The sequence below is a fragment of the Streptomyces antimicrobicus genome (assembly GCF_020532625.1).
GTDB classification, from domain to species: Bacteria; Actinomycetota; Actinomycetes; order Streptomycetales; family Streptomycetaceae; genus Streptomyces; species Streptomyces antimicrobicus.
In genome coordinates this window covers 1-21,503 of sequence record NZ_JAJAUY010000050.1, presented here as the reverse complement: position 1 = coordinate 21,503, position 21,503 = coordinate 1, and the positions used below count along the sequence as shown (strand labels likewise).

Here is a 21,503-nt window from a genome sequence, read left to right as displayed (position 1 = left end):
GCGGCGGGGCGGGGCGTCCGGTCGGGGCGGGTCGGCGGGTCGGGGCGGCGTAGGGATCAGGCTCCGTCGGCGGTGGCCGCGGGCGCGGAACGGCCCGGCGCGGCGGGGGCGTCGGCAGGGGCAGGTACGGCGGTGGTGGTGGCGGCGGTGGTGGCGGCGCCAGCATGGCCCGAGGAGGCGGCCGTGGCAAGATCGCGTCCACGGGTCTCGCGGGCCAGGGCCACGGTGAGGGTCGTGACGAGCGCGGCACCGCACAGGTACCAGGAGACCGGCACCGACGAGCCGTAGTCCTTCAGCAGCTCGACGGCGACGATCGGCGCCAGCGCCCCCGCCACGATCGAGGCCAGCTGGGAGCCCATGGAGGCCCCGGAGTAGCGCACCTCGGTGTCGAACATCTCGGAGATGAAGGCCGCCTGCGGCCCGTACATCGCACCGTGCAGCAGCAGCCCCGCGGTGACCGCGAGCGCCGTGATGGGGAACGAACGGGTGTCCAGCAACGCGAAGAACACGAACGCCCACACCGCCATGCCCACGGAGCCGACCAGCGTGACCGCGCGACGGCCGACCCGGTCCGAGAGCGCGCCCCACAGCGGGATCGTGGCGAAGTGGACGGCCGAGCCGATGAGGACGGCGTTCAGGGCGCTGCTCCTGGGCAGGCCCAGGTGGACGGTGACGTAGACGAGCAGGAAGGAGGTGAGCACGTAGTAGGAGATGTTCTCGCCGAACCGGGTGCCGATCGCCGTCAGCACCTCACGCCAGTTCCGCCGCAGCACCCGCACCACCGGCGCCCCCTCCCGCGCGCCCCGGGCCGCGGCGGCCTCCGCCTGGGCGCGGGCCTCCAGGAACACGGGGGACTCCGCGACCGACAGCCGGATCCACAGCCCGACGACCACCAGCACGCCCGACAGCAGGAACGGGATCCGCCAGCCCCAGGCCAGGAACGCCTCCTCCGACTGCACGGCCGCCAGCAGCGCCAGCACCCCCGTGGCCAGCAGGTTCCCGCCGGGCGCGCCGGCCTGCGGCCAGGAGGCCCAGAACCCCCGGTGCCGCTCCCCGCCGTGCTCGGCGACGATCAGCACGGCCCCGCCCCACTCGCCGCCGAGCGCGAAGCCCTGCACCAGCCGCAGCACCGTCAGCAGCACCGGCGCCCCGACCCCGATCGAGTCGTACGTGGGCAGCAGCCCCATGGCGAACGTGGCCCCGCCCATCATGACGAGACTGACCACGAGCAGCTTCTTGCGCCCGAGCCGATCCCCGAAGTGCCCGAACACCACCCCGCCCAACGGCCGTGCGAGGAAGCCGATGGCGTAGGTGACGAAGGCGATCAGCGTGCCGACGAGCGGGTCGGCGGCGGGGAAGAACAACGTGTTGAACACCAGCGCTGCGGCGGACCCGTAGAGAAAGAAGTCGTACCACTCGACGGTGGTCCCGACGAGACTCGCCGCGACGATCCTGCGGATGCCGGACGGGCTCGTTCTGCTCGCTGCGGGGGAGGCCATGTGCACCACTTCCAGGAGGTCTGCGGGGACTTCGGGTGTCGCCACAACGTAGAAGTCGCCAGGTGCGGGGGATATGTGGCGGACCATCACAATCGCGGGCCATCTTGTGTGCGGCCCCCACACAACCCTTGATGGCCGGATTCCTCTGCGTCGACAGGCGGATCACCCAGGACGGCGAGAACGAGAAGCCCAAGACTCGAAGGCAGAGGGCTGTCACCAAGGGGCGGGGCGGGCACACTGCATCCGTCAGCCGGCCTGAACCGGATCGGTGCCCGCGCGAGGGCACCGGGGCCCAGGGGCACGGGACGGCCCCGGATCGACGACCCCGAATCCCCGGGTGGCGGGCGGGGCTGTCGGGCCGTGTCGGCCGCGCCGATCTCGGTGGGCAACCGAGTGAGGGAACCAGCCCGCCGCGCCGAAGCATTCGGGTGAATGTACTTGCAGCCGATGTACGCATCGGCGAGGAGGCCGGGATCCTTGGCGGATGACCACTGCTTCGTTGCAGAGGGCGGGCGTGCTGATGGCTGTCGTGGCGCTGCTGGGGGGATCGGCCATCAAGAACGGCCGCCAGGTCGACTTCGTGGTCAAGGTCCGCTACGCCAAGACCACAGACGACGGCAGGTACGAAGCACCCGGGGCGAAGGGGAAGGCGGGAGTCGTCACGGCCTACTGCCGGGGGATGCAGAAATGTCCGTCATGGGTCAACTGACCTGCTCCGAGGAATGCCTCGCCCGCGCGCAGCGTGCTCTTGCCGCAGCCCTCTGGCATTACACGGACACACCCGTCGTCAGGCCGTACTACGTCCGCGGCTGTGTTCCCGACCAGGAGGACCCTGCGGTGATCGTCGCGCTGTGGACCGGCCCGAGCGCCCGGGAGAAGAGGAACCTGTTCCTACTCGTTCCGCTGGTGTCGGGCGGACTGCCCGTCCCGCCGTGGCGTGTGGTCGCGGGGCTGATGCGGCTCGGCCGCGGCACCCACCTGTTCGGCTCTGTCGGGCGGCGCTTCGAAGGCAAACCCGTCCTTGCCGGCAGCGCTCTGGTGGAAGGCGGGAACCAGTCCTGCCTGTGCGACAGTTCCCCCGAATCCGAAGGCCCCCGGGGCTTCTACTTCGAGCGCCCCGGCGAACCGAGGCGCTACCCATGAATGACGGGCGGGGCGAGATCACTCCCGTCCTGCGGACTGGTGGTGACTCGGGACGATGGTGCGTGCGGACCGTACTGACCGGCGCGAACCGAGCGGCGGCTGAGGCCGGTAACGGATCAGGGCTCGATGACGACCTGGTCGACGGGGAAGCCCGGGTTGCTGCAGTAGCTGGCACGGCGTTCGTAGTAGTAGCCGCCGCCGTGCGTGAGGCTCTCATCGATGTCCTTCTGGATGGGCTCGGTGGCCCGGAGGGCGCCGGCGGGGAGCTGCGTCTGGCTGTTGGTGGCGCGGATGATCCTGTCGCGTGCCGTACCGTTCTCCGGTGCGACCACGATCTTGACCAGCAGAGAACGGTCGCGGTGCTGTCCGCCGGCCTGGAAGTAGCTGTAGACCTCATGACTGGTCCGGAGCACGTTCACGATCTGCGGATCCTTCACGACGATCTTCTTGCCGACGATCTGCGCCGCATCGGCGACGACGGTGACGCCGTTGTTGAACCACCAGAAGTCCTCACCCGTCCCAGACCTGAGAGTCTCGCCGATGGCGTTGTTCACGGCGGTCGAACCCGCGTAGTCCCGCACGTTCGACTCGAAGAGCTCCAGACGCAGGGCGCACGTCACCTTCATCGACAACGTGCTCATGGGGTTTCGGAGAAGACGAGCTCAGCGACGGCCTTCGCGCCGCGGGCGGTCCGTTCGCGGAGTTCGGCCGCGCTCAGGTACTCGATCGTCGCCTCGGTGTCCGAGGTGATCTTCGAGAGCTCCCGCTTGAGACGGTCCCCCTTGGCCTTCACGTTCGGATGAGGTCCTTCGGCGGCCTTGCTGGCGTAGATCACCGTGACACGCACTCGGGGGAACGAGGCGGCCAGGTTCTCCAGTACGTGCAGGACGCGCCGCGTACGTTCGAGGAGTTTGGCGTTCGTGTGCGATCCGAGAGCGTCTTCGTCGCGGCTCATGTCGAGCAGCGTCGGCAGGTGGAAGTGGAGCTTCTCGAACACCGTCTCCTGATAGCCGGCGGACGTCTTGGCCTGGAGGACGACCAGTTCGATGGTGCCGGCTCGTGAGGTCAGGTACCGGTGGGCGTCGGCCGTGACGTAGCGGTCGTCCACGAACGACCAGATGCCGTCGATTCCGCAGTCGTGCGCGCCGTCGACGATGCCGTCGAGGATCTCCTCGGTGTCGAGGTCCCGCTCCTGCAGTGCCTTGTCGGCGGCGAAGAAGGTGAAGAAGTCGTCGCGTCCCTTGTGCGGAGCGAGCAGCCGGTGCTGGTCGTCCAGGATCCGGTCGAGAAGCCCTCTGATCGTTGTTCTGGACAGACGCCATTCCGTACCCCGAGTGCAGATGCGTAGGCGGACGAAGGAGACGAATACCCCTTGTGTCCGGGACGACCCCTCCTCTCGGCGTGGCGCAGTCGTCAACCATGCTCAGTGAACGGGGATGGCCTGGACGGCATCACCCGCTCCATGAGTCGGCTGACACGCAGGTCGCCGGCGGGTGGCGGGAGGATCCCGTGCTGGTTCCGTGCTGGCCGGCCAGCGGTCGCGGTGGTGAAATCGCAGGTCATGGTCCTGGCAGGGTGAGTTGTCGTACCACTCGACGGTCGTCCCGACGAGACTGGCGGCGACGACCCTCCTGATGCTTCCGGGCATCGGTGCGGGTGCGGCAGAGGCGGCCATGAGTACCACTTCCGGACGGGTTGCGCGGACTGTTCGATGTCGCCACACCATAGAAACGCCCAGTCCAACCGCACATGTTGCCCACCACCACACTTCCCTCCCGTCCCGGAGAGTGTGGCCGCGCCCCGTCCGGCTCCGTCGCGGAGAGCACACCGGCCAAGCACAGTGGGCGCCGCTCGCGTAGAGAGGCCTCCTGCGGGGCAGTCCTCGCAGCCGCAGGTCTACCCACCTCCGCTCGCGCGGAGAAGACTCACGCACCGCTTCACGCCGAACTTCACGCAGCGGCTCACCTCCGCTCGCGCGGAGAAGACACGAGCCCGCCACGCCGCCCCGCACCGCCCGTCGGCTCACCTCCGCTCGCGCGGAGAAGACCTGGGGCATCGGGCCACCGCCAAGCCGGGGTGCGGCTCACCTCCGCTCGCGCGGAGAAGACCCTTTCTGGCCTGCAACGCTACGGCCCCTTTGCCATTGCTTTGCTGTGCAGGTTCAACGCAACCTCACAATGTGGGTGGAACAGCTGCCGGGGGTGAACCACCGTACCGCTTGCGCAGGACCCCTAGCCCACGCCTTCTAGGCAGAAGACCAGCGCGACGACGACGTTCCTCCGCTCGCGCGAAGAAGACACGATGTCTTCACGGCGGCTCCGGGCGTGTGCTTCGTCGCCTCTTGCTGAACGGCAGCTGGTCGACCAGCGAGCTGACGCTGAAGTCCACCGGCGCTGGCGTCTTGGTCAACGCTGGCCTGCCCCACCCCCCCTGCGGTTCAGCACCTTTCGACCGGGCAGACGTCTCTGCCCGCGCCGATCAATCTGGCCAGCCAGTCGACGAGCATCATCAACACCGGGCGGCGAGCCAGTAGTACGGCACCTCTTGAACGACACTGCCCCCGGACTGCGGGGCCGGGCCGGAGGGGGCGGTGTCGCGCGTCTAAGCCCCGCCGGCAGGGGCCAGGTTGTCGACGGTGTCCAGGGCCAATCGCCATGGGTACACCTCCGGGCGGCCCTGCCCCGGCTGATTGGGCATGAAGCCACCCTCGCCGTACAGCACACGTACGCCCATGTCCCGCAGCTCCTGCACCGACCGGTCGAAGGCCCTGTGTTGCACGTAGGCCGCGTTCACGCAGGGCATGACTGCCGTGGGGATGCCCTTGCCGATGCCCGCGGCGACCACGCCGACGACGAACCGGTCCGTCAGGCCGAGCGCCCACGCGTTCACGGTGTTGAAGGTGGCTGGGGCCACAAGGACCGCGTCCGCCTTGGGCCACACATCTGGCTCGCCGGGCCGCTTGTATCGGCTGCGGATCGGGTGCCCGGTGAGCGCAGCAAGGCCGTCGAGACCGTCCTCCAGCCACTCCGCCGCGGTCGGGGTCAGGCCGAGGCAGACGTCCCAGCCGCGGGCCTGCGCGTCCTCGATCGTGCGGGCGACGTCGAACACGGGCGGGCTGCCGAGCCGAAGAGGTACAGGGCGCGCGTCATGAACCGAGCCTATGCAATCGCCCCCGGCCCGGGCGGAGTCGGGGGCGATCACGGACGGTCCATGACGACGAGTCCCGGACGGAGACGAGTATGCCTCTACGCGACGATGACCACACCGGTTACCGGATCCGCGAGCAAGGGCGCCTGGCGCGGCTCACGCAGGTTCAGTTGGCCGACCGGATCCCGTACAGCCTCAGCCTTCTCAGTCAGGTCGAGTGCGGGGCCCGCCCCGCCACACCCGGCTTCGTGGACGCAGTGGCCCAAGCGCTGCGCGTGGACCCGTCCGAACTCACAGGCTCCCCCGCCGTGACATCCCTCCGCCCCGACCGCCTCCTTTCGCCGGTCGCACCGATTCGTGAGGCCCTCGACCAGTACGGCCTCGGCCCGACCTCCGACCTCACCGCCGTCCGGCCCCTCCGGAACTGGGGGCCGGAGCAGAGGCGCTGTGCCAGAGCGTTCGGGCCACCCACCTACGCGCCCCAGCTAAGGCGCTGCCCGCACTAGTCGTGGAGCTGACCCAGACCGTGTGGACTGCACCGTCCACGGAGGCATGGCGGTCTTGCCCCGGCGTACCGGACGGCCCATGACGTCGCCCTCAAGTTGGACCACCCTGACCTCGCGCGCGTGGGCCTGGACCGGATGGGCTGGGCCGCCGAACGGGCCTAGGATCCGTGACTGGCGGCCGTGCAGCGGTGCAAGCGGGGAACCCTGTGGAGGGGCACCTTGGTGTACGCCCGCCTGCGCACCGGGCTCGGCCGGTTCGTACACCACGTCCCGGACCTTCCCGAGCCGTCCCGGTACACGCCGGGGGCGCTGGACCACTCGATGGAGCGGATCCGCGAAACCGGATTCGAGATCGACCCCGAGCTGTGGACGCGGCCCCTGGACGGCCTCCCGGTGGCGGCGACGTGCCAGCACGACAACCAGTGCGCCGACGGGAATTGCGGCTCGGGCTGCCGAGTGGACCACCCGAACTGGATCGTCTCGCTAGGCTGGTCGGCTATGACGAACGCGTGGGAGAACCGTGAGTACGGCGACCTGATCGACCACCTCACGCAGCTCCGCCGTAGGGGCCGCTTCACGCGGCCCAACCGGTCGACTCCGGCCGGCGGCTGCGCGGCGTGCCGCGGCGTACGCCGGGTCGTCGTGGTCGACGGCGCGCGCCGCGTGGTCTACAGCGAGCCTGTCTCGCGTGCCGCGGGGGCGGCTCGCAGGACCGGGAGCACACGCCGGCCTGAACCCGGACCGCCGCCCCGGCCGACCAGTTCCCCCTGTCGGCCGGGGCTCCGTTCGAGTCCAGAGGGCCGACGGTCGTTCGGACTCGGCGTCTCCTGAAAGGGACGCGCTGGGCATGAGAGCTCCCTCTATCGCCTCGACGGGCGCATCCAGCCCTACCCGCCGCCTTTGAGTCCCAAGTACCCTCCAGTCGGCCGTTCGTAGACCGTCCGTGCACTCGGCGGGTCGACTGAACCTACGGAACCACTCGGCGCGCAGGAGCCGCCGGAACGGCTCCTGGGGCTCCGGGTTGACTCCGACTTACCTCCACTCGCGCAGAGAAGACGCGCTCAGCCATGCGGAGGCATCGGTGCGGAACGGCTCACCTCCCTCGCGCGGAGAAGACCAGGCGGAGGCTCGCAGAGGCTACTGGGACCGCGGCTCACCTCCGCTCGCGCGGAGAAGACACCCACTCCCACGGTCGCCACTTCAAGCACTGCGGCTCACCTCCGCTCGCGCGGAGAAGACCCGGGCACAGCTGGACCCGCCACCACCTGATCCGGCTCACCTCCGCTCGCGCGGAGAAGACTACGTCGACGAAGACGGCGGCGTGCACTCTGCCGGCTCACCTCCGCTCGCGCGGAGAAGACCCTTTCTGACCTGCAACGCTACGACCCCTTTGCCATTGCTTTGCTGTGCAGGTTCAACGCAACCTCGCAATGTGCATGGAACAGCGGTCGGAGGTGAGCCACCGTACCGCTCCGGAGGACTCGCCGGTGGACGCCTGCTGGGGCAAAAGAAGAGCCTGAGCTCCGACTGCGTCGTCGGCGGTGCACGTTCGGTCGCTCGGAGAGGAGCAGCGGTGGCGGGGTGTCACCGCGAGTTGGCGGCGCACCTTCGGTCACGGTGAGGATCCTTCGTGACCTCGGGCTTTAGAGCCCTTCGCCGTTGTTCTAATGCGCTGTTGGCTGTGGTGCCTTGCCGATCGTGGGTGCGTTGTCAGTGGTGGCTGCTAAGTCTGTCGCATGGCGCAGCGAGAGCACAGCGTAGTCGGTCCGTCTCGTCCTGATGGTCGTTTGTGGGGGAAGGCGCGGGGGCTGTCTCGGCGGTATCCGGTGATGTGTCATCTGCTGGATGCGGCCGCTGCGTGTCAGGTGCTGTGGGACGTGGTGCTGGGAGAGCAGTTACGCGTCCGTATCGGTCGGGCCTTGGGTCTGCCTGGGGATGAGGCGCGTGCGGTGGTCTCGTTCTGGGCCGGTTTGCATGACCTGGGGAAGATCAGCCCGCCGTTCCAGGCGCAGGTCGGTGAAGCATTCGAGCTGTTGTGTGGTGACCCGTTGTACGGGTTTGCGCCCGGGGCTGTTGGTCAGCGGGGCTTTCGCCATGAGGTTGCCTCGCACTGGGCGTTGGCGGGCCTGCTGGCTGAGGCGGGGTATCCGGAGGGGCGCCGGATGCCGGATGGGCGGCAGTTGCTGCGAGGTGCTGTAGGGCACCAGGTGGCGCAGTTGTTGGGTGGACACCACGGGGTCTTCGGTGGGGTGCTGCCGGAGCGGGAGCTGTTGCGGGCCTCGGAGTACCAGCCGGGGTTGGGGGGTGAGGGTTGGGCCGCGCAGCGGCGTTCCCATTTTGTGGAGCTGCGGCGGGTGACGGGTGCGGGTGCGGTTCCGGTTGCGGGGCTGCCGGCTGAGTTGGCTGTGGTGGTGTGGGGGTTGGTGGTGCTTTCCGATTGGCTGGTGAGCCGGTCGGAGGTGGTGGAGTCGCTGATGCCGCCGGTCGGGTGGGGTGGCTCGGCGGCGGAAGTGGATGAGCACTGGCGGCGGGCGTGCGGAGTGGTCGCTGGTGCGGTGGCCGCGGCCGGGGTGGGGAGGGCCCGGTTTGCGGTTGGGGGGTTCGAGGAGATGTTCGGGTTCGGTCCGAACCCGTTGCAGCGGGATCTGGTGGAGGAGCTGCCGGGCCTGGTGGAGCGGGGAGGGCCGGGGCTGGTGCTGGTGACGGCGCCGACGGGGGACGGGAAGACCGAGGCCGCGCTGTTCGCGGCCTCGGAGTTGGGGCGGGCGGCGGGCTCTCGGGGGCTGTACGTGGCGCTGCCGACGATGGCGACGGCCGATGCGATGTTTCCGCGGGTGCGGCGGTTTGCCGAGTCGGCGTTGGAGGGGGAGCGGGCGTTGACATTGCTGCATTCGATGGCGTGGCTGCGTCCTGCCGGTGCGGTGTCGGTGGTGGGTGGGGCGGATCTCAGTTCGGGTGCGCTGACGGCTGCGGAGGCTGAGGCGTGGCTGGCGGGCCGGCACCGGGGGTTGTTGGCGCCGTTGGGGGTGGGGACGGTCGACCAGGTCCTGACGGGAGTGTTGCCGGTCCGCCACGGGGCGATGCGGCTGTTCGGGTTGGCGGAGAAGGTCGTGGTCGTCGACGAGGCGCACGCGTACGGGCCGTGGATGCATCAGTTGATGGTGCGGTTGTTGGAGTGGCTGGGCGCGCTGGGTGCGCCGGTGGTGTTGCTGTCGGCGACGTTGACCGGCCGGTCGGCGACTTCGCTGGTGGAGGCGTACCGGCGTGGGGCGGGGTTCGGCGACGAGGCGGTGGTGGAGCCGCGCTATCCGGGGTGGCTGTACGTGAGTGCTGCAACGGGTGAGGTGTCGGCGGCGCGCCATGTGGTCGGTGGTCGCGAGCGGACGCTCGAGGTGGTGGCGCGCCCCGTGACGTGGGACGTCGCAGACGGGGCCGCCGCGGACCGGGCCGAGGTGGTGCGCGCCGGAGGACGCAGGGAGGCGTTGCGGGAGGAGTTGCGGCTGGTTGTGCAGGAGGGGGGCACCGCGTTGGTGTCCTGTACGACGGTGGCCGAGGCTCAGCAGACGTTTCGGGATCTGGTGGTGGCGTTCCCTGAGCTGGCGGGGTCGGAGGGGGGTCTTCGGCTGCTGCATTCGCGGTTCCCGGCACGGGTGCGGCAGCGGGTCACTGAGGAGTGCGAGGCGGCGTACGGCAAGCCGGCGGTCGGGGCGGCGATGTCGGTTCGTGGCGCGTCGGTGCTGGTCGCGACGCAAGTGGTGGAGCAGTCCCTCGACCTGGACTTCGACGTGGTCATCAGCGACCTGGCTCCGCTGGCTCAACTGCTGCAGCGTGCGGGGCGGTGCCGTCGGCATGCTCGCGGAGCGGAGGGCCGGCCGCGGTGGGCCGCCCGGGAGGACCGGCCGCGGCTGGTGGTTCTGGATCCTCTGGCCGGCCAAGGGGTGGAGGGTCGGCCGCCGGCGTCGTGGGGGCGGGTGTATGACGCGGGGCTGCTGAAGCGGACGTCGTTGCTGATTGCGCGGGAGGGTGCCGGAGTGGCGGTGCCGGGGGATGTGCAGCGGCTGGTGGACGAGGCGTACGCGCCGGAGTTCGTCGATGGTCTGGAGGAGTCGGTGGCCCGTGAACTGGCGCGGCTGGACGGCGAGCGGGAGGCGGGGGAGTCGGCGGAGGCGTTCTTGGCGGATCTGGCGACCGTGTGCTCGCCGGCGGACGTGGCGGGGGACCTGTCGAAGCTCAGTCGTCCGGAGAAGGGGATCACCGAGGAGCTGCTGGTGACGCGGCTGGGGGCGGATTCAGGTCGCGTCCTGTGCCTGTATGCGCACGGCGACGACGAGGTGACCTTGGACGCGGCCGGGTCGGTGCCTGTGCCGAAGGGCGGGTTGTCGCGGGAGGACCTCGCGGAGGTCGTGTCGTACGTGGTGCCCGTTCCGGGCCGGTGGCTGGTGCCCGAGGAGGGTGAGCGTGCGCCTGAGGGGTGGGAGAGGCAGGCGGTGCTGCGGGGCGTCGTGCTGTTGCGGATGGAGCGGTTGGCGGGGGGCGAGTGGGGTTGCCGCCATGGTGGCGGGTTGATCACGGCGTCCGAGGTGGGTCTGGAGCGTGGCTGAGGCAATTCCGCGAAAGCTGCACCTTCGAGCTACGGCCTTCGCTACGGTTCAATGACCGCCCCAGCAAGGGGAGTTGTTCCCACTTGCTGGGGCGGTACGCCCGCTCGCGCGGGCATGGGGCCTGGCCGGGGCGTGCCTTCGAGCGACGGCCGGCTCACCCCCGCTCGGGCGGGGGCCCTCGCCGTCATTGTTGTCCAGGGGAACGGACGTTTCCATGCCTGGTGGCCTCTACAGCCTGATCGACGAGCCGTGGATTCCGGTGCGCTGGCGGGCCGGCGTGTCCGGTGACCGGTCGGCGGAGCGGGTGGGACTGCGCGAGGTCCTCACGCGCTCGCAGGACATCGCGGGGCTGGCTGTCGCCGATGCGCCGGCGCATGCAGCGCTGCTGCGGGTGCTGTACGCGTTGACGGCGCGGGTGACGGGGCTGGACGCGGGAGGCCCCGACTGGAGCGACCGTCGCCTGGACGTCCTCGAACTGGGGCGGTTACCGGCTGGTCGTAGCGGACGCAAGCAGCCCGGAGTGGATGGCTACTTCACCGAGTGGCGGCAGCGGTTCTTCGTGTTCGACCCTGTGGGTGGGCGGCCGTGGATGCAGGATGCGCGGCTTGCCGAGCAGTGCGATGCGGGGAACACCGCCGGTGTGAACAAGCTGATGGTCACGCGGCCGGCGGGCAACAATCACGCCTGGTTTCGGCACGGGAGTGACGCGCGGCCGGATCTGCCGACGGTGGGGGAGGCGGTGCTGAACCTTCTGGTGTGGCACTACTGGGGCCCGTCGGGGCGGTGTTCGGCGCGTGAGGTGGGCGGGGTGAAGACCGCGAGTGCCGTTGCTGGGCCCTTGCGGACGGCGTTGTCGTACCACCCCGAAGGCGAGAGCTTGTTCGAGACGCTGCTCGCCGGGCTGGTGCCGCCGCGCAGCGCGGAGCGGCGTGAGCGGGACCTGTGCCCGTGGGAGTGGGAGGAACTGCCCGACCCGGACGGTGCTCCGTTGCTGCCGCAGGGGCCGTGTTCGCGACTGACGGCCTGCTCCCAGCACGCCCTGCTGCTCGTCCCCGACGAAGAGGGGCGGCACGTGGCCGACGCCTACATCACGTGGGCGTACCGCGCGGGGCGGATGCCCCGGGACGACGACTTCGTGATCTGGCAGACGAGTCAGCAGGGCAACCGCTACCCCCGGCCTGCGGATGCACGGCGGGGGCTGTGGCGGGATCTGGATGCGTTGCTGTTGCTGAAGCCGTCGGGTTCGGCGCAGCCGGTGCGGCCGGCGGTGTTCCGTACGGCGCAGGAGATCAGTGAGCGACTGAGGGTCAGGGCGCTCGGTTTCGATCAGGACGGGCAGGCCAAGGACGTCCAGTTCGTGGATGCCTCCACGCCGACGGTGTTCGACCTGGTCGAGGAGCGGGCTCCACGGACGGCGCCGGCGGTGGGTCGGCTCCGGAGCCTGGGGGAACTGTTCGGATGGCGTCTGGAGCGGGCGGTCAAGCGCGCGTGGACGGCCTACGTGGACGACCCGAAGGCCGACCCGGGCACCTGGGTCGGTGAGGCGGCGGGGCGGTACTGGCCCCAGGCCGAGGCCCAGTTCTGGCGCAGGTTCGCCGGCCTCGACCGCGACGGGGTGCTGGACGATGCCGGGCTGGACGTGGCCGAGGCCAGGAAGTCGTTCCTGCGGCTGGCAGAGGAGGCGTACGAGGCCGTCACGGACACGGTGATCCGGACTCAGCGCGGGGCGAAGGCGGTCAGCGAGGCACGCATCGAGTTGTACGGCGGGGCCCGCAAGCCCAAGTAGCCGAGGGCGAGCAGGGCGCGGCGCACGGATCAGGAGCGGAGGGGAGCTTGGCGATGACACGTACGGCAGGGGAGCAGGTGCCCGCGGGCAGCGGGTACACGCTCGGGACGACGGTGCCCGAGCAGCGGAAGGGCGAGCGGCTCAGCCGTGAACGGGACTTCGTGGCCCGGATGGAAGAGCTGTGCTCACAAGACCCTGGCGCGCGGGCAGCGCTGCGCAGCGGTTTGCGCAAGGGATTGGACGAGGTCCCGCGGATGCACCGGTTCGTGGCGCCGCGGCTGCCGCAGGACCGTACGCCGCGGGAGGTGCAGCGGGCCTACTACGCGGTGGCGTCGATGATCGCCGCGCAGCCGCGCGTCCAGGCGACCGGTGCTCAGGGCGGCCAGGAGTCTGCCGAGTCCGCCGGCGGTCCAGGTGCAGCCGTGCCCCCTGCAGCCGCGGCGGCGGGCGAGGGAGGCAAGCCGGGGCAGGGGTGGGGGAGCAGCCTGGGGGCGGCGTTCGCTGCGGCGGTCGGGTCGGGGCGGGAGGCGCAGATGCGGGAGGTGACCGCCGAGAGCCGCCTGAACCTGCTGACCCGCCAGAGCGCGCCGGGCCTGCACCGCCACCTCCCGGCGGCGGTCGGCTACCTGCGGTCCCTGGACGTTCCTGTCGACTTCGCGCAGCTGCTGTCCGATCTGGCGAACTGGCCGCGTCACTCGGGGCGTATCGCCCGGCGATGGCTGCAGGACTACTACCGCATCCGCGCCCGCGACGCCCACGAAGCCGCCAACCGCCGCGACCTGTCGGCGGCGGGCGAAGACGCCACTGCCTGAACCCCTCAGGCGCGCCCCAGGACGGCGCTCCCTCCCCGTTTTTTTCCGCGTTCCTGTCAAGGAGATCACTGATGTCTGCAGCTGCTCGGTTCATCGACATCCATGTCGTGCAGTCCGTGCCGTTCGCCAACCTCAACCGTGACGACACCAACTCCGTCAAGACCGTCCAGTGGGGCAATACCGTACGGACCCGTGTTAGCAGTCAGTCCTGGAAGCGGGCGGTGCGAGGCGCCTTCGAAGAACACCTCGGCGACGCCGCGCTGCGCACCCGCCGCATCGGCGAACGGGTCACGCGCCTGCTCACCGAACGCGGCTGGGACTCCCAGCTCGCCGAGCGAGCCGGCGCGCACATCGCCGCGGCGTCCAGCATCAAGTTCGAGCTCGCCAGGGATCCCGCCGAACCCAAGCAGACGGTCCCGAACAAGGTCCTGACCAACGCCATGGTGTACGTGCCGCAGTCCGCTGTCACCGAACTGGCCGACCTCGCGCAGGAACACATCGAGAAGCTGGAATCGGCGAAGGACATCAAGAAGCCCGCGGACAAGAGCGTTCTGCCGACGGCCCACGTCGAGAAGATCCTGAGGTCCCGAAACGGTGTGATCAACCTGTTCGGCCGCATGCTTGCCGAGGTCGACGACGCCGGAGTCGACGGAGCCGTCCAGGTCGCGCACGCCATGACCACTCACGCCACCGACGTCGAGATCGACTACTTCTCTGCCGTCGACGACGTCACCGCCGCCTGGAAGGACTCCTCCGGCAGCGGGCACATGGGCCATGCCGAGTTCAGCGCGGGGACCTTCTACCGATTCGCGACCCTCGACCTGCGCGACCTCACCCGCAACCTCGACGGTCGTCCCGGGGAACTACGCGAACTCGCTCACGGCTTCCTCCACGCGTTCATCACCTCGCTGCCGCAGGCGAAGAAGAACTCCACCGCTGCGCACACCATCCCTGACCTGGTCCACGTCAGCGTCCGCTCCGACCGCCCGCTGTCCTACGCCGCCGCCTTCGAACAGCCGGTGGCCGCGGCCGCCGAAGGCGGCTTCGCCGCGCCGTCCCGCCAAGCCCTCGCCGACTACGCGCGGGCTGTGAACACCATGCTCGGCACCCGGCACATCGTCAGCGCCGGCTGGACCAGCCTGGAGACCAAGACGCTGCAGGGGCTGGGCACCCGGCACGACGCGTTCGACGACCTCCTGGCCGCTGCCCTGCACGCAGCGCTGGAGTCACGGGACGGCACCGCCGCATGACCACCGACGCACGCAGCACGCCCGAAGCGGGAGTCCTGCTCCGCCTGGCCGCGCCTCTGCAGTCCTGGGGCCGGATCAGTCACTACAACGAGCGTGACACCGCCCCGTTCCCCACGCGCTCAGGCGTCATCGGCCTGCTCGCCGCCGCCCTCGGCCGCCACCGCGACGAACCGGTCGACGACCTCGCCACGCTCGCCGTGACGGTACGGGCAGACCGGGCAGGGGTACTCCTGCGCGACCTGCACACCGTCGGCGGTGGCCTGCCGGCCCGCTCCACCGTCACCACCGCAGAGGGCAAGAAACGCAGCGGCGACACCACAACGCTGCTGACACACCGCACTTACCTGGCCGACGCGGTGTTCACCGTCGCCCTCACCTCCACCGCCGACACCCCGGACGGCCTCCTCGAACAGGCGACCGGCGCACTGCTGCACCCTCGATGGCCCCTGTATCTCGGACGCCGCTCCTGCCCGCCCGAGGGCCCCCTGTTCCTCGGGGCCAGTGACGACGTGCTGCACCACCTGGTCCACCTCCCGGTCGCCGCACCCCCGCCACGCCCCGGCCGTGACCCCGGCATCACGTTCACCGCCGACCAGCCCCTGAGCCGCCTGCCCGTTCCACCAGCACTGCGCACCGCGGACGCGGCCGACGGCGACGCACCCGCAGGGCAGATCAACGACCAGCCCGAGACCTTCCATCCCCGAGAACGCCGCTACCGCGCCCGGCCGGTCTACCAGCAGACTCTGCGCCTGCCGGCCGAGCAGTACGCCGGGCTGGGCATTGCCTCCCTGCAGGCCCTCCACACCTACACCACCGCACACCTGACCCACCTGCAACGGAGCCCGCGATGACCCTCTACCTCACGCGGATCATCCCCGACCCCCGCTCACGTGACGCCCGCCGCGATGCCCGCAGCGCCGTCGATCTCCACCGCCGCCTGATGTCGCTCTTCCCCGACGGCGCCGGCCCCGACCCCCGCGCCCGCTTCCACGTCCTGCACCGCACCGACGACACCCCGACGGGCCCCCACGTCCTGCTGCAGAGCACCCATCAGCCCGACCTCAGCCGGCTGCCCGACGCCTACGGAACCGTCGCCACCCGCTCCCTCGACGTCCTCCTCGACGCGCTGCGCCCGGGCTTGACCGTCCGCTACCGGTGCGTGGCCAGCCCCGTACGCAAGCCGGGCGCCACCACGCGCGCGGCCTACCACCTGCCCGCCGTGGTCGCCCTGTCCGGCACGGCCGCCGACGAATGGTGGCTCCGCCAGGCCGACACCGCCGGCCTGAAGATCATCAACTTGCACTCCCAGCCCCTCGACGCCGCCCGGGGCACCCGTACACCGCGCGGCACCACAGAGCAGCAGCGCGTACGCCACACACGCACCCGATTCGAAGGCACCGCTGCCGTCATCGACGCCCACCAGCTCCGCACCAGGATCATGGAAGGCATCGGCCGTGGAAAGGCGTACGGCTGCGGTCTCCTCTCCATCGCCCCCACCCGAGGCGACTGATGACCAGCCTCCCCTCACCAGCGGACACCCGCCGCAAACTGGCCAAGCCCACCGTCGCCATGCTGCCGCGCATCGCGGACAGCCTGTCCTTCCTCTACCTCGACCTTGTCCGTGTCCACCAGGACGACACCGGCGTCTGCGCCGAAGTCACCACTGCCCGCGGCACGGACACCGTCCACCTGCCGACCGCAGCCCTCAGCTGCGTCCTGCTCGGCCCGGGCACCTCCGTCACCGCCCGCGCGCTGACCACCCTCGCCCGACACGGCACCACCGTCCTCGTCACCGGCTCGGGCGGTGTGCGCTGCTACGCCGCCGCCGTGCCCGACTCCCTGACCACCACCTGGCTCGAACGCCAAGCCCGGGCATGGTGCGACGACCGGCAACGCCTGGCGGTCGCGACCGCCATGTACGAGAAGAGGTTCGGCGCGGGGAGCGTCCCCCGGGGAACCACGTCGCTGGCGCAGCTGCGCGGCATGGAAGGCCAGCGACTCAAGGCCCACTACCGCCTCCTGGCCCAGCAACACAGGATCGGCCGGTTCCGCCGCGCGTACGACCCGGCCTCCTGGGACAGCCAGGACCCGGTCAACCTGGCATTGTCAGCAGCCAACACCTGTCTCTACGGCATCGCCCACGCGGCCATCACTGCCCTCGGCTGCTCGCCCGCCCTCGGTTTCATCCACACCGGAAACCGCATTCGTCTACGACATCGCCGACCTCTACAAGGCCCGGCTCACCATCCCCTTGGCCTTCTTGCTGCACGCCGCCCCCAACCCGGAAGCTGCCGCCCGCCGATCGTTCCGGGAGGGCTTGCGGCTCTTCTCCTTGCTGCCACGCATCGTCGCCGACATCCAGGACCTTCTCGACCCTGGCACCGAGCACGCGGTTCCGGACGTCGAGGAACAGCTCGTCGACCTCTGGGACCCGGTCACCGGACCCGTGCGAGGCGGTGCGAACCACGCCTCCACCAGCACGACCCCGGGGTGATCCGACATGCCTTCGATGGTCGTGCTCTGTACTACCGCCGTTCCCCCTCACCTGAGAGGAGCACTCAGCCGCTGGCTGTTGGAGGTCACACCCGAGCTCTACGTCGGCACCGTCTCCGCCCGCGTCCGAGACGAGCTCTGGACCGCCGTGGTTGCGGCTGCCCAGGAAGGCTCGGCCACTCTTGCGTATCCGAGCGACAATGAGCAGGGCTTCGAGCTGAGGACCACTGGACGCCAGCGCCGGAGACCTGTGGATTTCGATGGGCTTACGCTGATCGCCTTCCAGCACGACAGCAAAGAAACAGCAAAGCCCCTATAAGACTGCAGGTCAGCAAGGGTCCTCTCCGCGCGAGCGGAGGTGTCCCATCACAGCCAAGGCCGCGTCCAACCGAGAGGGTGTCCTCTCCGCGCGAGCGGAGGTGTCCCGGCGTCGCCGGTACCGGGCTGGGTCGGGTTGCCGTCCTCTCCGCGCGAGCGGAGGTGTCCCGCCATAACGCACAAGGAGATGACGTGACCGTCGGTCCTCTCCGCGCCAGCGGAGGTGTCCCGGACGTCTTGCCGACACCGATGGGCCCGTGGATGTCCTCTCCGCGCGAGCGGAGGTGTCCCGGTCTACAAGGTCCGCAACGGCAAGCAGACGAAGTCCTCTCCGCGCGAGCGGAGGTGTCCCGCCATAACGCACAAGGAGATGACGTGACCGTCGGTCCTCTCCGCGCCAGCGGAGGTGTCCCGGACGTCTTGCCGACACCGATGGGCCCGTGGATGTCCTCTCCGCGCGAGCGGAGGTGTCCCGGTCTACAAGGTCCGCAACGGCAAGCAGACGAAGTCCTCTCCGCGCGAGCGGAGGTGTCCCGCGGGCGAAGAGCGCGTCGAGGGCGATGCGGATGTCCTCTCCGCGTGAGCGGAGGTGTCCCGACCAGTGTCAGTACGTCCGGTCGGTCTCGGCGTCATCCAGGCAGGTCCCGCGGAGATCTGTCGGGTGCCGGTCGGCGTGCGGGGTGGTTACGCGGGCCCGCCGGTGACGCCGACTAGGGGTCCGGGGTCAGTCGGGTCGTGTCGAACTCCGCCCAGATGGTCTTGCCCTCGGCGTGCCGATCGGCTCCCCAGCGGTCGGACGTCTGCTGGACGATGAGCAGGCCGTGGCCGCCGGGCACGGACGGCTGGTGGGGCAGGCGTGGCCTGGGCAGGGTGGGGTCGCCGTCGCTCACCTCGACGCGCAGGCGGGCCTCGGAGGCGTCCAGGACCAGCGCCAGGGGGCCGCCGCCGTGCAGTACGGCGTTGGCCACGAGCTCCGCCACGAGCAGGACGACGTCGTGCGCGGCGTCGTGGTCCACGCCCGGCGACGTCGTGGACCACCTCCAGTCCTCCAGCGCCCGCACGGTGAACGACCGGGCGCGGGACACCGGTTGGGAGAGCCCGGCCAGGGGGATGCGCCGCCGCTGGCCGCCGGGGGGCAGTGTCCCGCCCCACCGGCCTTGGTCGAGGGTGCCCGGGCTGGTCGTCATGTGCGGGAACCCTTTCGGTGTCGGCGTTGTCCTGTCGCTGTTGCTGTCGCCGGCGGTGTCGCTGTCGCGGTGGCCGGCAGTGATGGTCGTCCGGATTCGGATGCCCCGGTGCGCCCGGATCATGCCCCTCGCGGCCCGGAGGCCCCACGGGTCCCTCACGCCGAGAGCGCGGCGTCGACCGACTCGTGGAGGGAGAAGACGGTCTGGGCGCCGGTGAGTTCGAGGACCCGCATGACCGTCGGGGCCACCGCGGCCAGCCGGAACCTCACCCCCGCCTCCTGCGCCGCCGCACGGGTCCTGAGCAGCAGGTTCAAGCCGGACGAGTCGCAGAACCCGACCTCCTCGAGGTCCACCACGAGCACCGGCGGGGCCTGCCTGACCAACCCGGTGAGTGATTCCTCCGCGGGCGCGAGACCCTCGATGTCGAGGTCGCCGGCGACGCGGCACACCGCCCCGCCCCCCTGCGTGTGGTGGACCTGCACCGTGACCGGTGCCGCCTGCGGGTGCCCGGCCGTCATGCCGGCTCCCTCCTCGTGATCGGCTGGCATCGTCGTCGTTCCTCCCAAGAGTGCCCTTCGACCTTACGCAAGCGTCCCGGGCCCGGCCAAGTCCGGTCCCGCCCCTTCCGCGGCGGGCGGCGCGGCGTCCGTCCCGTCCGCCTCCGGATCGCCCAGGACGGACACGCCGACCAGGCAGGTGTCGTCGTCGGTGTCCGCCCGGCTGTAGCGCAGCAGATGGTCCAACTGGGCCTCCAGGTCCGCCGGGCCGCTCTCCCCGCCGGCCTTCTCGGTCAGCGAGATCAAACTGGTCAGCGACGCCTGGAGGGACTGGTCCCGGCGTTCGATGAGTCCGTCGGTGTACAGCACCAGCAGGTCCCCGGGCCGCATCCGGATCTCGTTCTCCTCGTACTCGGCCTGGTCCACCACCCCGAGCAGGATCCCCCCGAGCTGGGGCAGCGTCTGCGCGGTGCCCCCGCGCAGCAGGACCGGCGGCGGGTGGCCGGCCCGGGCCCAGCGCAGCCTGCGCGTCGCCGGGTCGTACAGCCCGCACACGGCCGTCGCCGTGAGGTTCTCGGTCAGCTGGTGGGTGATGCTGTTGAGCCACGTCAGCAGCTGCGCGGGACCCGCTCCGGTGGCCGCCAGCCCGCGCAGGGCGTTCCGCAGGGCGACCATGCCCGTCGCGGCCTCGATGCCGTGCCCGGCGACGTCGCCCACGCACAGCAGGATCTCGCCGGACGGCAGGGTCAGCGTGTCGTACCAGTCCCCGCCGACCAGGTGGTCCTTCTCCGCGGGCCGGTAGCGCACGGCGACGTGCAGGTCGTCGAGGTTCACCGGGCCCCGCACCGGCGGCATGATGGCGTGCTGGAGCTGGCGGGCCAGGCGGCTGCGTTCCGCCGCCTGCTGTTCGGTCTGGGCGAGCTGGTCGCGGGTGGCGGCCAGGGCGACCTCCGTCCAGTGCTGGGCGGAGATGTCCTGGTAGGCGCCGCGTACGAGGTGCAGCCGGCCGTCCCGGTCGTGGACCGGCTCGGCCACCACACGGATGTGCCGCGTCACGCCGTCCGGCCGGTGCAGCCGGAACGCCGTGGAGGCGGGCCTCTGGTGGTGCAGCAGCATGCGCAGGAAGCGGCCGATGGTGTGCCGGTCGTCGGGGTGGGCGTGGTCGGCGAGCTGGTCCAGCGGGATCGGCAGCGCACCGGGGGGCAAGCCGTGCAGCTCGTAGACCGCTTCGTTCCACACGATCTGCCGGGTCCCGAGGTTCTCCTCGAAACCGCCGATCCGCCCGAGCCGCTGGGCGTGCTGGAGCAGGCGGGCCACCCGCGGGGTACCGTCCTCCAGCCGCCAGACCACCGCGAGGTGGCTGCCGTGGCGGCTGATGCTGACCTTCGCCTGGGTGCTCAGCGCCACCCCGCCGACCATGGCCGAGAGCGTCATCCCGGCCGTGCGGAACGGCTCCCCGGTCACGAAGACGTGCTCGGCCTTCTCCAGCAGTCCGCCCGGTTCGGCCGCCAGCGGATACGCCTCCAGCAGCCGTGCGCCGACGATGGCGCTGGTGGGACGCCCGGCGAAGTCGACGAAGGCGGGGTTGGCGTGCCGGATGGTGAACTGGAGCAGGCTCTCGCCGCTCTCGGGCGCCATCTGCAGGATCAGGCACGGGTCCAGCAGACCGTCGGTGAGGGCCCGTACGCCGTCCAGTTGCGCGTCGCGCCGCTCCGGTCCCGGCGGCTGCGACCCGGCCCACGTCTCCAGGGTCGCGGCACAGAGCTCCGCCAGCGCCTCGAACTGCCGTTGCAGCGGCTGGGACTGCTCCGGCAGCCGCTCCGGCCAGCACACCTCCAGGACACCGGTGAGCCGCCCCCCGATGCCTGCCGGCACGGCCAGGCGCCCGCCGCCGATCTCGTGCTGGCCGATCGAGGGCAGGCCGGCGGCGGAGAGCGCCGGGTACGCGACGGAGGCCCGCCTGTCGAGGGCCCGGCGCGCCGGAGTGGGCACCCCCGGCGGCACGTGCCGCCAGCGGTAGGCCTCCTCGGGGCCGAACCCGGCGCTGCCGGCGAGGGAGAGGGACTGGTCGGGATGGGCGGCCCACACCGCGACCGCGACGGCGCCCAGCGGGCGCAGCGCGTGGTCCAGCATGGACCGGGCCACCGCTTCGGTGTCCTCTTCGGCGAGGGCGAGGGCCTCGGTGCTGCGCAGCCGCACACCGACCGAGTCCGCGGCGGGCGCGGCGGCCGCCGAGGCGGTGACGAAGTCCCGGGCGATGGTCG

The 21,503-nt window shown here is 70.8% G+C and carries 16 protein-coding genes, 2 pseudogenes and 1 CRISPR repeat array; of the genes and pseudogenes, 11 read left to right on the top strand and 7 right to left on the bottom strand.

Features of this window, described 5'->3' with window-relative positions; genetic code table 11:
- Positions 1 to 56 precede the first annotated feature (56 nt).
- Positions 57 to 1,499, bottom strand: coding sequence for an MFS transporter (locus tag LG632_RS14975; RefSeq protein WP_226727552.1), 1,443 nt, complete (start codon positions 1,497 to 1,499; stop codon positions 57 to 59).
- A 484-nt stretch (positions 1,500 to 1,983) separates the two neighbouring features.
- On the opposite strand from LG632_RS14975, the gene LG632_RS14970 reads away from it, so the two are divergent.
- Together LG632_RS14970 and LG632_RS14965 are read left to right on the top strand one after the other, a co-directional pair.
- A complete protein-coding gene (locus LG632_RS14970; protein ID WP_226727551.1) occupies positions 1,984 to 2,208 on the top strand; it encodes a hypothetical protein in 225 nt (74 codons plus the stop codon).
- Positions 2,196 to 2,642 (top strand): hypothetical protein, encoded by a 447-nt coding sequence (locus LG632_RS14965; protein WP_226727550.1) that lies wholly within the window; start codon positions 2,196 to 2,198, stop codon positions 2,640 to 2,642. Before LG632_RS14970 ends, LG632_RS14965 begins: the two co-directional genes overlap by 13 nt.
- Before the next feature lie 116 nt (positions 2,643 to 2,758).
- Here LG632_RS14965 and LG632_RS14960 read toward each other — a convergent pair whose 3' ends face one another.
- The 3 genes and pseudogenes from LG632_RS14960 to LG632_RS14950 all read right to left on the bottom strand — a co-directional run bounded on the left by LG632_RS14960 (position 2,759) and on the right by LG632_RS14950 (position 5,791).
- Positions 2,759 to 3,283, bottom strand: a complete 525-nt coding sequence (locus LG632_RS14960; RefSeq protein WP_226727549.1) for an AIPR family protein — start codon at positions 3,281 to 3,283, stop codon at positions 2,759 to 2,761.
- The gene (locus LG632_RS14955) at positions 3,280 to 4,059 is read right to left on the bottom strand and encodes a hypothetical protein (protein WP_226727548.1); all 780 of its coding nucleotides are present in this window, start codon (positions 4,057 to 4,059) and stop codon (positions 3,280 to 3,282) included. The genes LG632_RS14960 and LG632_RS14955 overlap by 4 nt, the downstream gene beginning before the upstream one ends.
- Before the next feature lie 1,184 nt (positions 4,060 to 5,243).
- Positions 5,244 to 5,791 (bottom strand): annotated as a pseudogene (locus LG632_RS14950) (flavoprotein).
- 90 nt (positions 5,792 to 5,881) lie between these two features.
- Between LG632_RS14950 and LG632_RS14945 the strand changes: the two are divergent.
- The 9 genes and pseudogenes from LG632_RS14945 to cas2e all read left to right on the top strand — a co-directional run bounded on the left by LG632_RS14945 (position 5,882) and on the right by cas2e (position 17,556).
- Positions 5,882 to 6,295 carry a helix-turn-helix domain-containing protein gene (locus tag LG632_RS14945; protein WP_226727546.1) on the top strand — a complete coding sequence of 138 codons (414 nt, stop codon included), beginning with the start codon at positions 5,882 to 5,884 and terminating at the stop codon, positions 6,293 to 6,295.
- A gap of 1,736 nt (positions 6,296 to 8,031) precedes the next feature.
- Positions 8,032 to 10,896, top strand: a complete 2,865-nt coding sequence (gene cas3 / locus LG632_RS14940) for a CRISPR-associated helicase Cas3' (protein ID WP_226727545.1) — start codon at positions 8,032 to 8,034, stop codon at positions 10,894 to 10,896.
- A gap of 214 nt (positions 10,897 to 11,110) precedes the next feature.
- On the top strand, positions 11,111 to 12,682 hold the full coding sequence (gene casA / locus LG632_RS14935; RefSeq protein ID WP_226727544.1) for a type I-E CRISPR-associated protein Cse1/CasA: 1,572 nt from the start codon (positions 11,111 to 11,113) through the stop codon (positions 12,680 to 12,682).
- 53 nt (positions 12,683 to 12,735) lie between these two features.
- Entirely contained in the window at positions 12,736 to 13,494 is a 759-nt protein-coding gene (gene casB, locus LG632_RS14930; protein ID WP_226727565.1) for a type I-E CRISPR-associated protein Cse2/CasB, read from the top strand.
- 71 nt (positions 13,495 to 13,565) lie between these two features.
- On the top strand, positions 13,566 to 14,744 hold the full coding sequence (gene cas7e / locus LG632_RS14925) for a type I-E CRISPR-associated protein Cas7/Cse4/CasC (protein ID WP_226727543.1): 1,179 nt from the start codon (positions 13,566 to 13,568) through the stop codon (positions 14,742 to 14,744).
- Positions 14,741 to 15,595, top strand: a complete 855-nt coding sequence (gene cas5e / locus LG632_RS14920; RefSeq protein ID WP_226727542.1) for a type I-E CRISPR-associated protein Cas5/CasD — start codon at positions 14,741 to 14,743, stop codon at positions 15,593 to 15,595. Before cas7e ends, cas5e begins: the two co-directional genes overlap by 4 nt.
- Entirely contained in the window at positions 15,592 to 16,254 is a 663-nt protein-coding gene (cas6e, locus tag LG632_RS14915; RefSeq protein ID WP_226727541.1) for a type I-E CRISPR-associated protein Cas6/Cse3/CasE, read from the top strand. The genes cas5e and cas6e overlap by 4 nt, the downstream gene beginning before the upstream one ends.
- Positions 16,255 to 16,313: 59 nt before the next feature.
- A pseudogene (gene cas1e, locus LG632_RS14910) lies at positions 16,314 to 17,238 on the top strand (type I-E CRISPR-associated endonuclease Cas1e).
- Positions 17,239 to 17,244: 6 nt separating this feature from the next.
- Complete coding sequence (gene cas2e, locus LG632_RS14905) at positions 17,245 to 17,556, top strand: type I-E CRISPR-associated endoribonuclease Cas2e (RefSeq protein WP_226727540.1); 312 nt, start codon at positions 17,245 to 17,247, stop codon at positions 17,554 to 17,556.
- An 18-nt stretch (positions 17,557 to 17,574) separates the two neighbouring features.
- A CRISPR array of direct repeats spans positions 17,575 to 18,152; the repeat unit is 29 nt; unit sequence GTCCTCTCCGCGCGAGCGGAGGTGTCCCG.
- 113 nt (positions 18,153 to 18,265) lie between these two features.
- Here the strand turns inward: cas2e and LG632_RS14900 are convergent.
- The 3 genes from LG632_RS14900 to LG632_RS14890 all read right to left on the bottom strand — a co-directional run.
- The gene (locus LG632_RS14900) at positions 18,266 to 18,742 is read right to left on the bottom strand and encodes an ATP-binding protein (RefSeq protein WP_226727539.1); all 477 of its coding nucleotides are present in this window, start codon (positions 18,740 to 18,742) and stop codon (positions 18,266 to 18,268) included.
- A 155-nt stretch (positions 18,743 to 18,897) separates the two neighbouring features.
- Positions 18,898 to 19,290, bottom strand: a complete 393-nt coding sequence (locus tag LG632_RS14895; protein WP_226727538.1) for an STAS domain-containing protein — start codon at positions 19,288 to 19,290, stop codon at positions 18,898 to 18,900.
- A 33-nt stretch (positions 19,291 to 19,323) separates the two neighbouring features.
- Positions 19,324 to 21,503: PP2C family protein-serine/threonine phosphatase (locus LG632_RS14890; RefSeq protein WP_226727537.1), on the bottom strand; the 2,180-nt coding region annotated here is incomplete at its 5' end.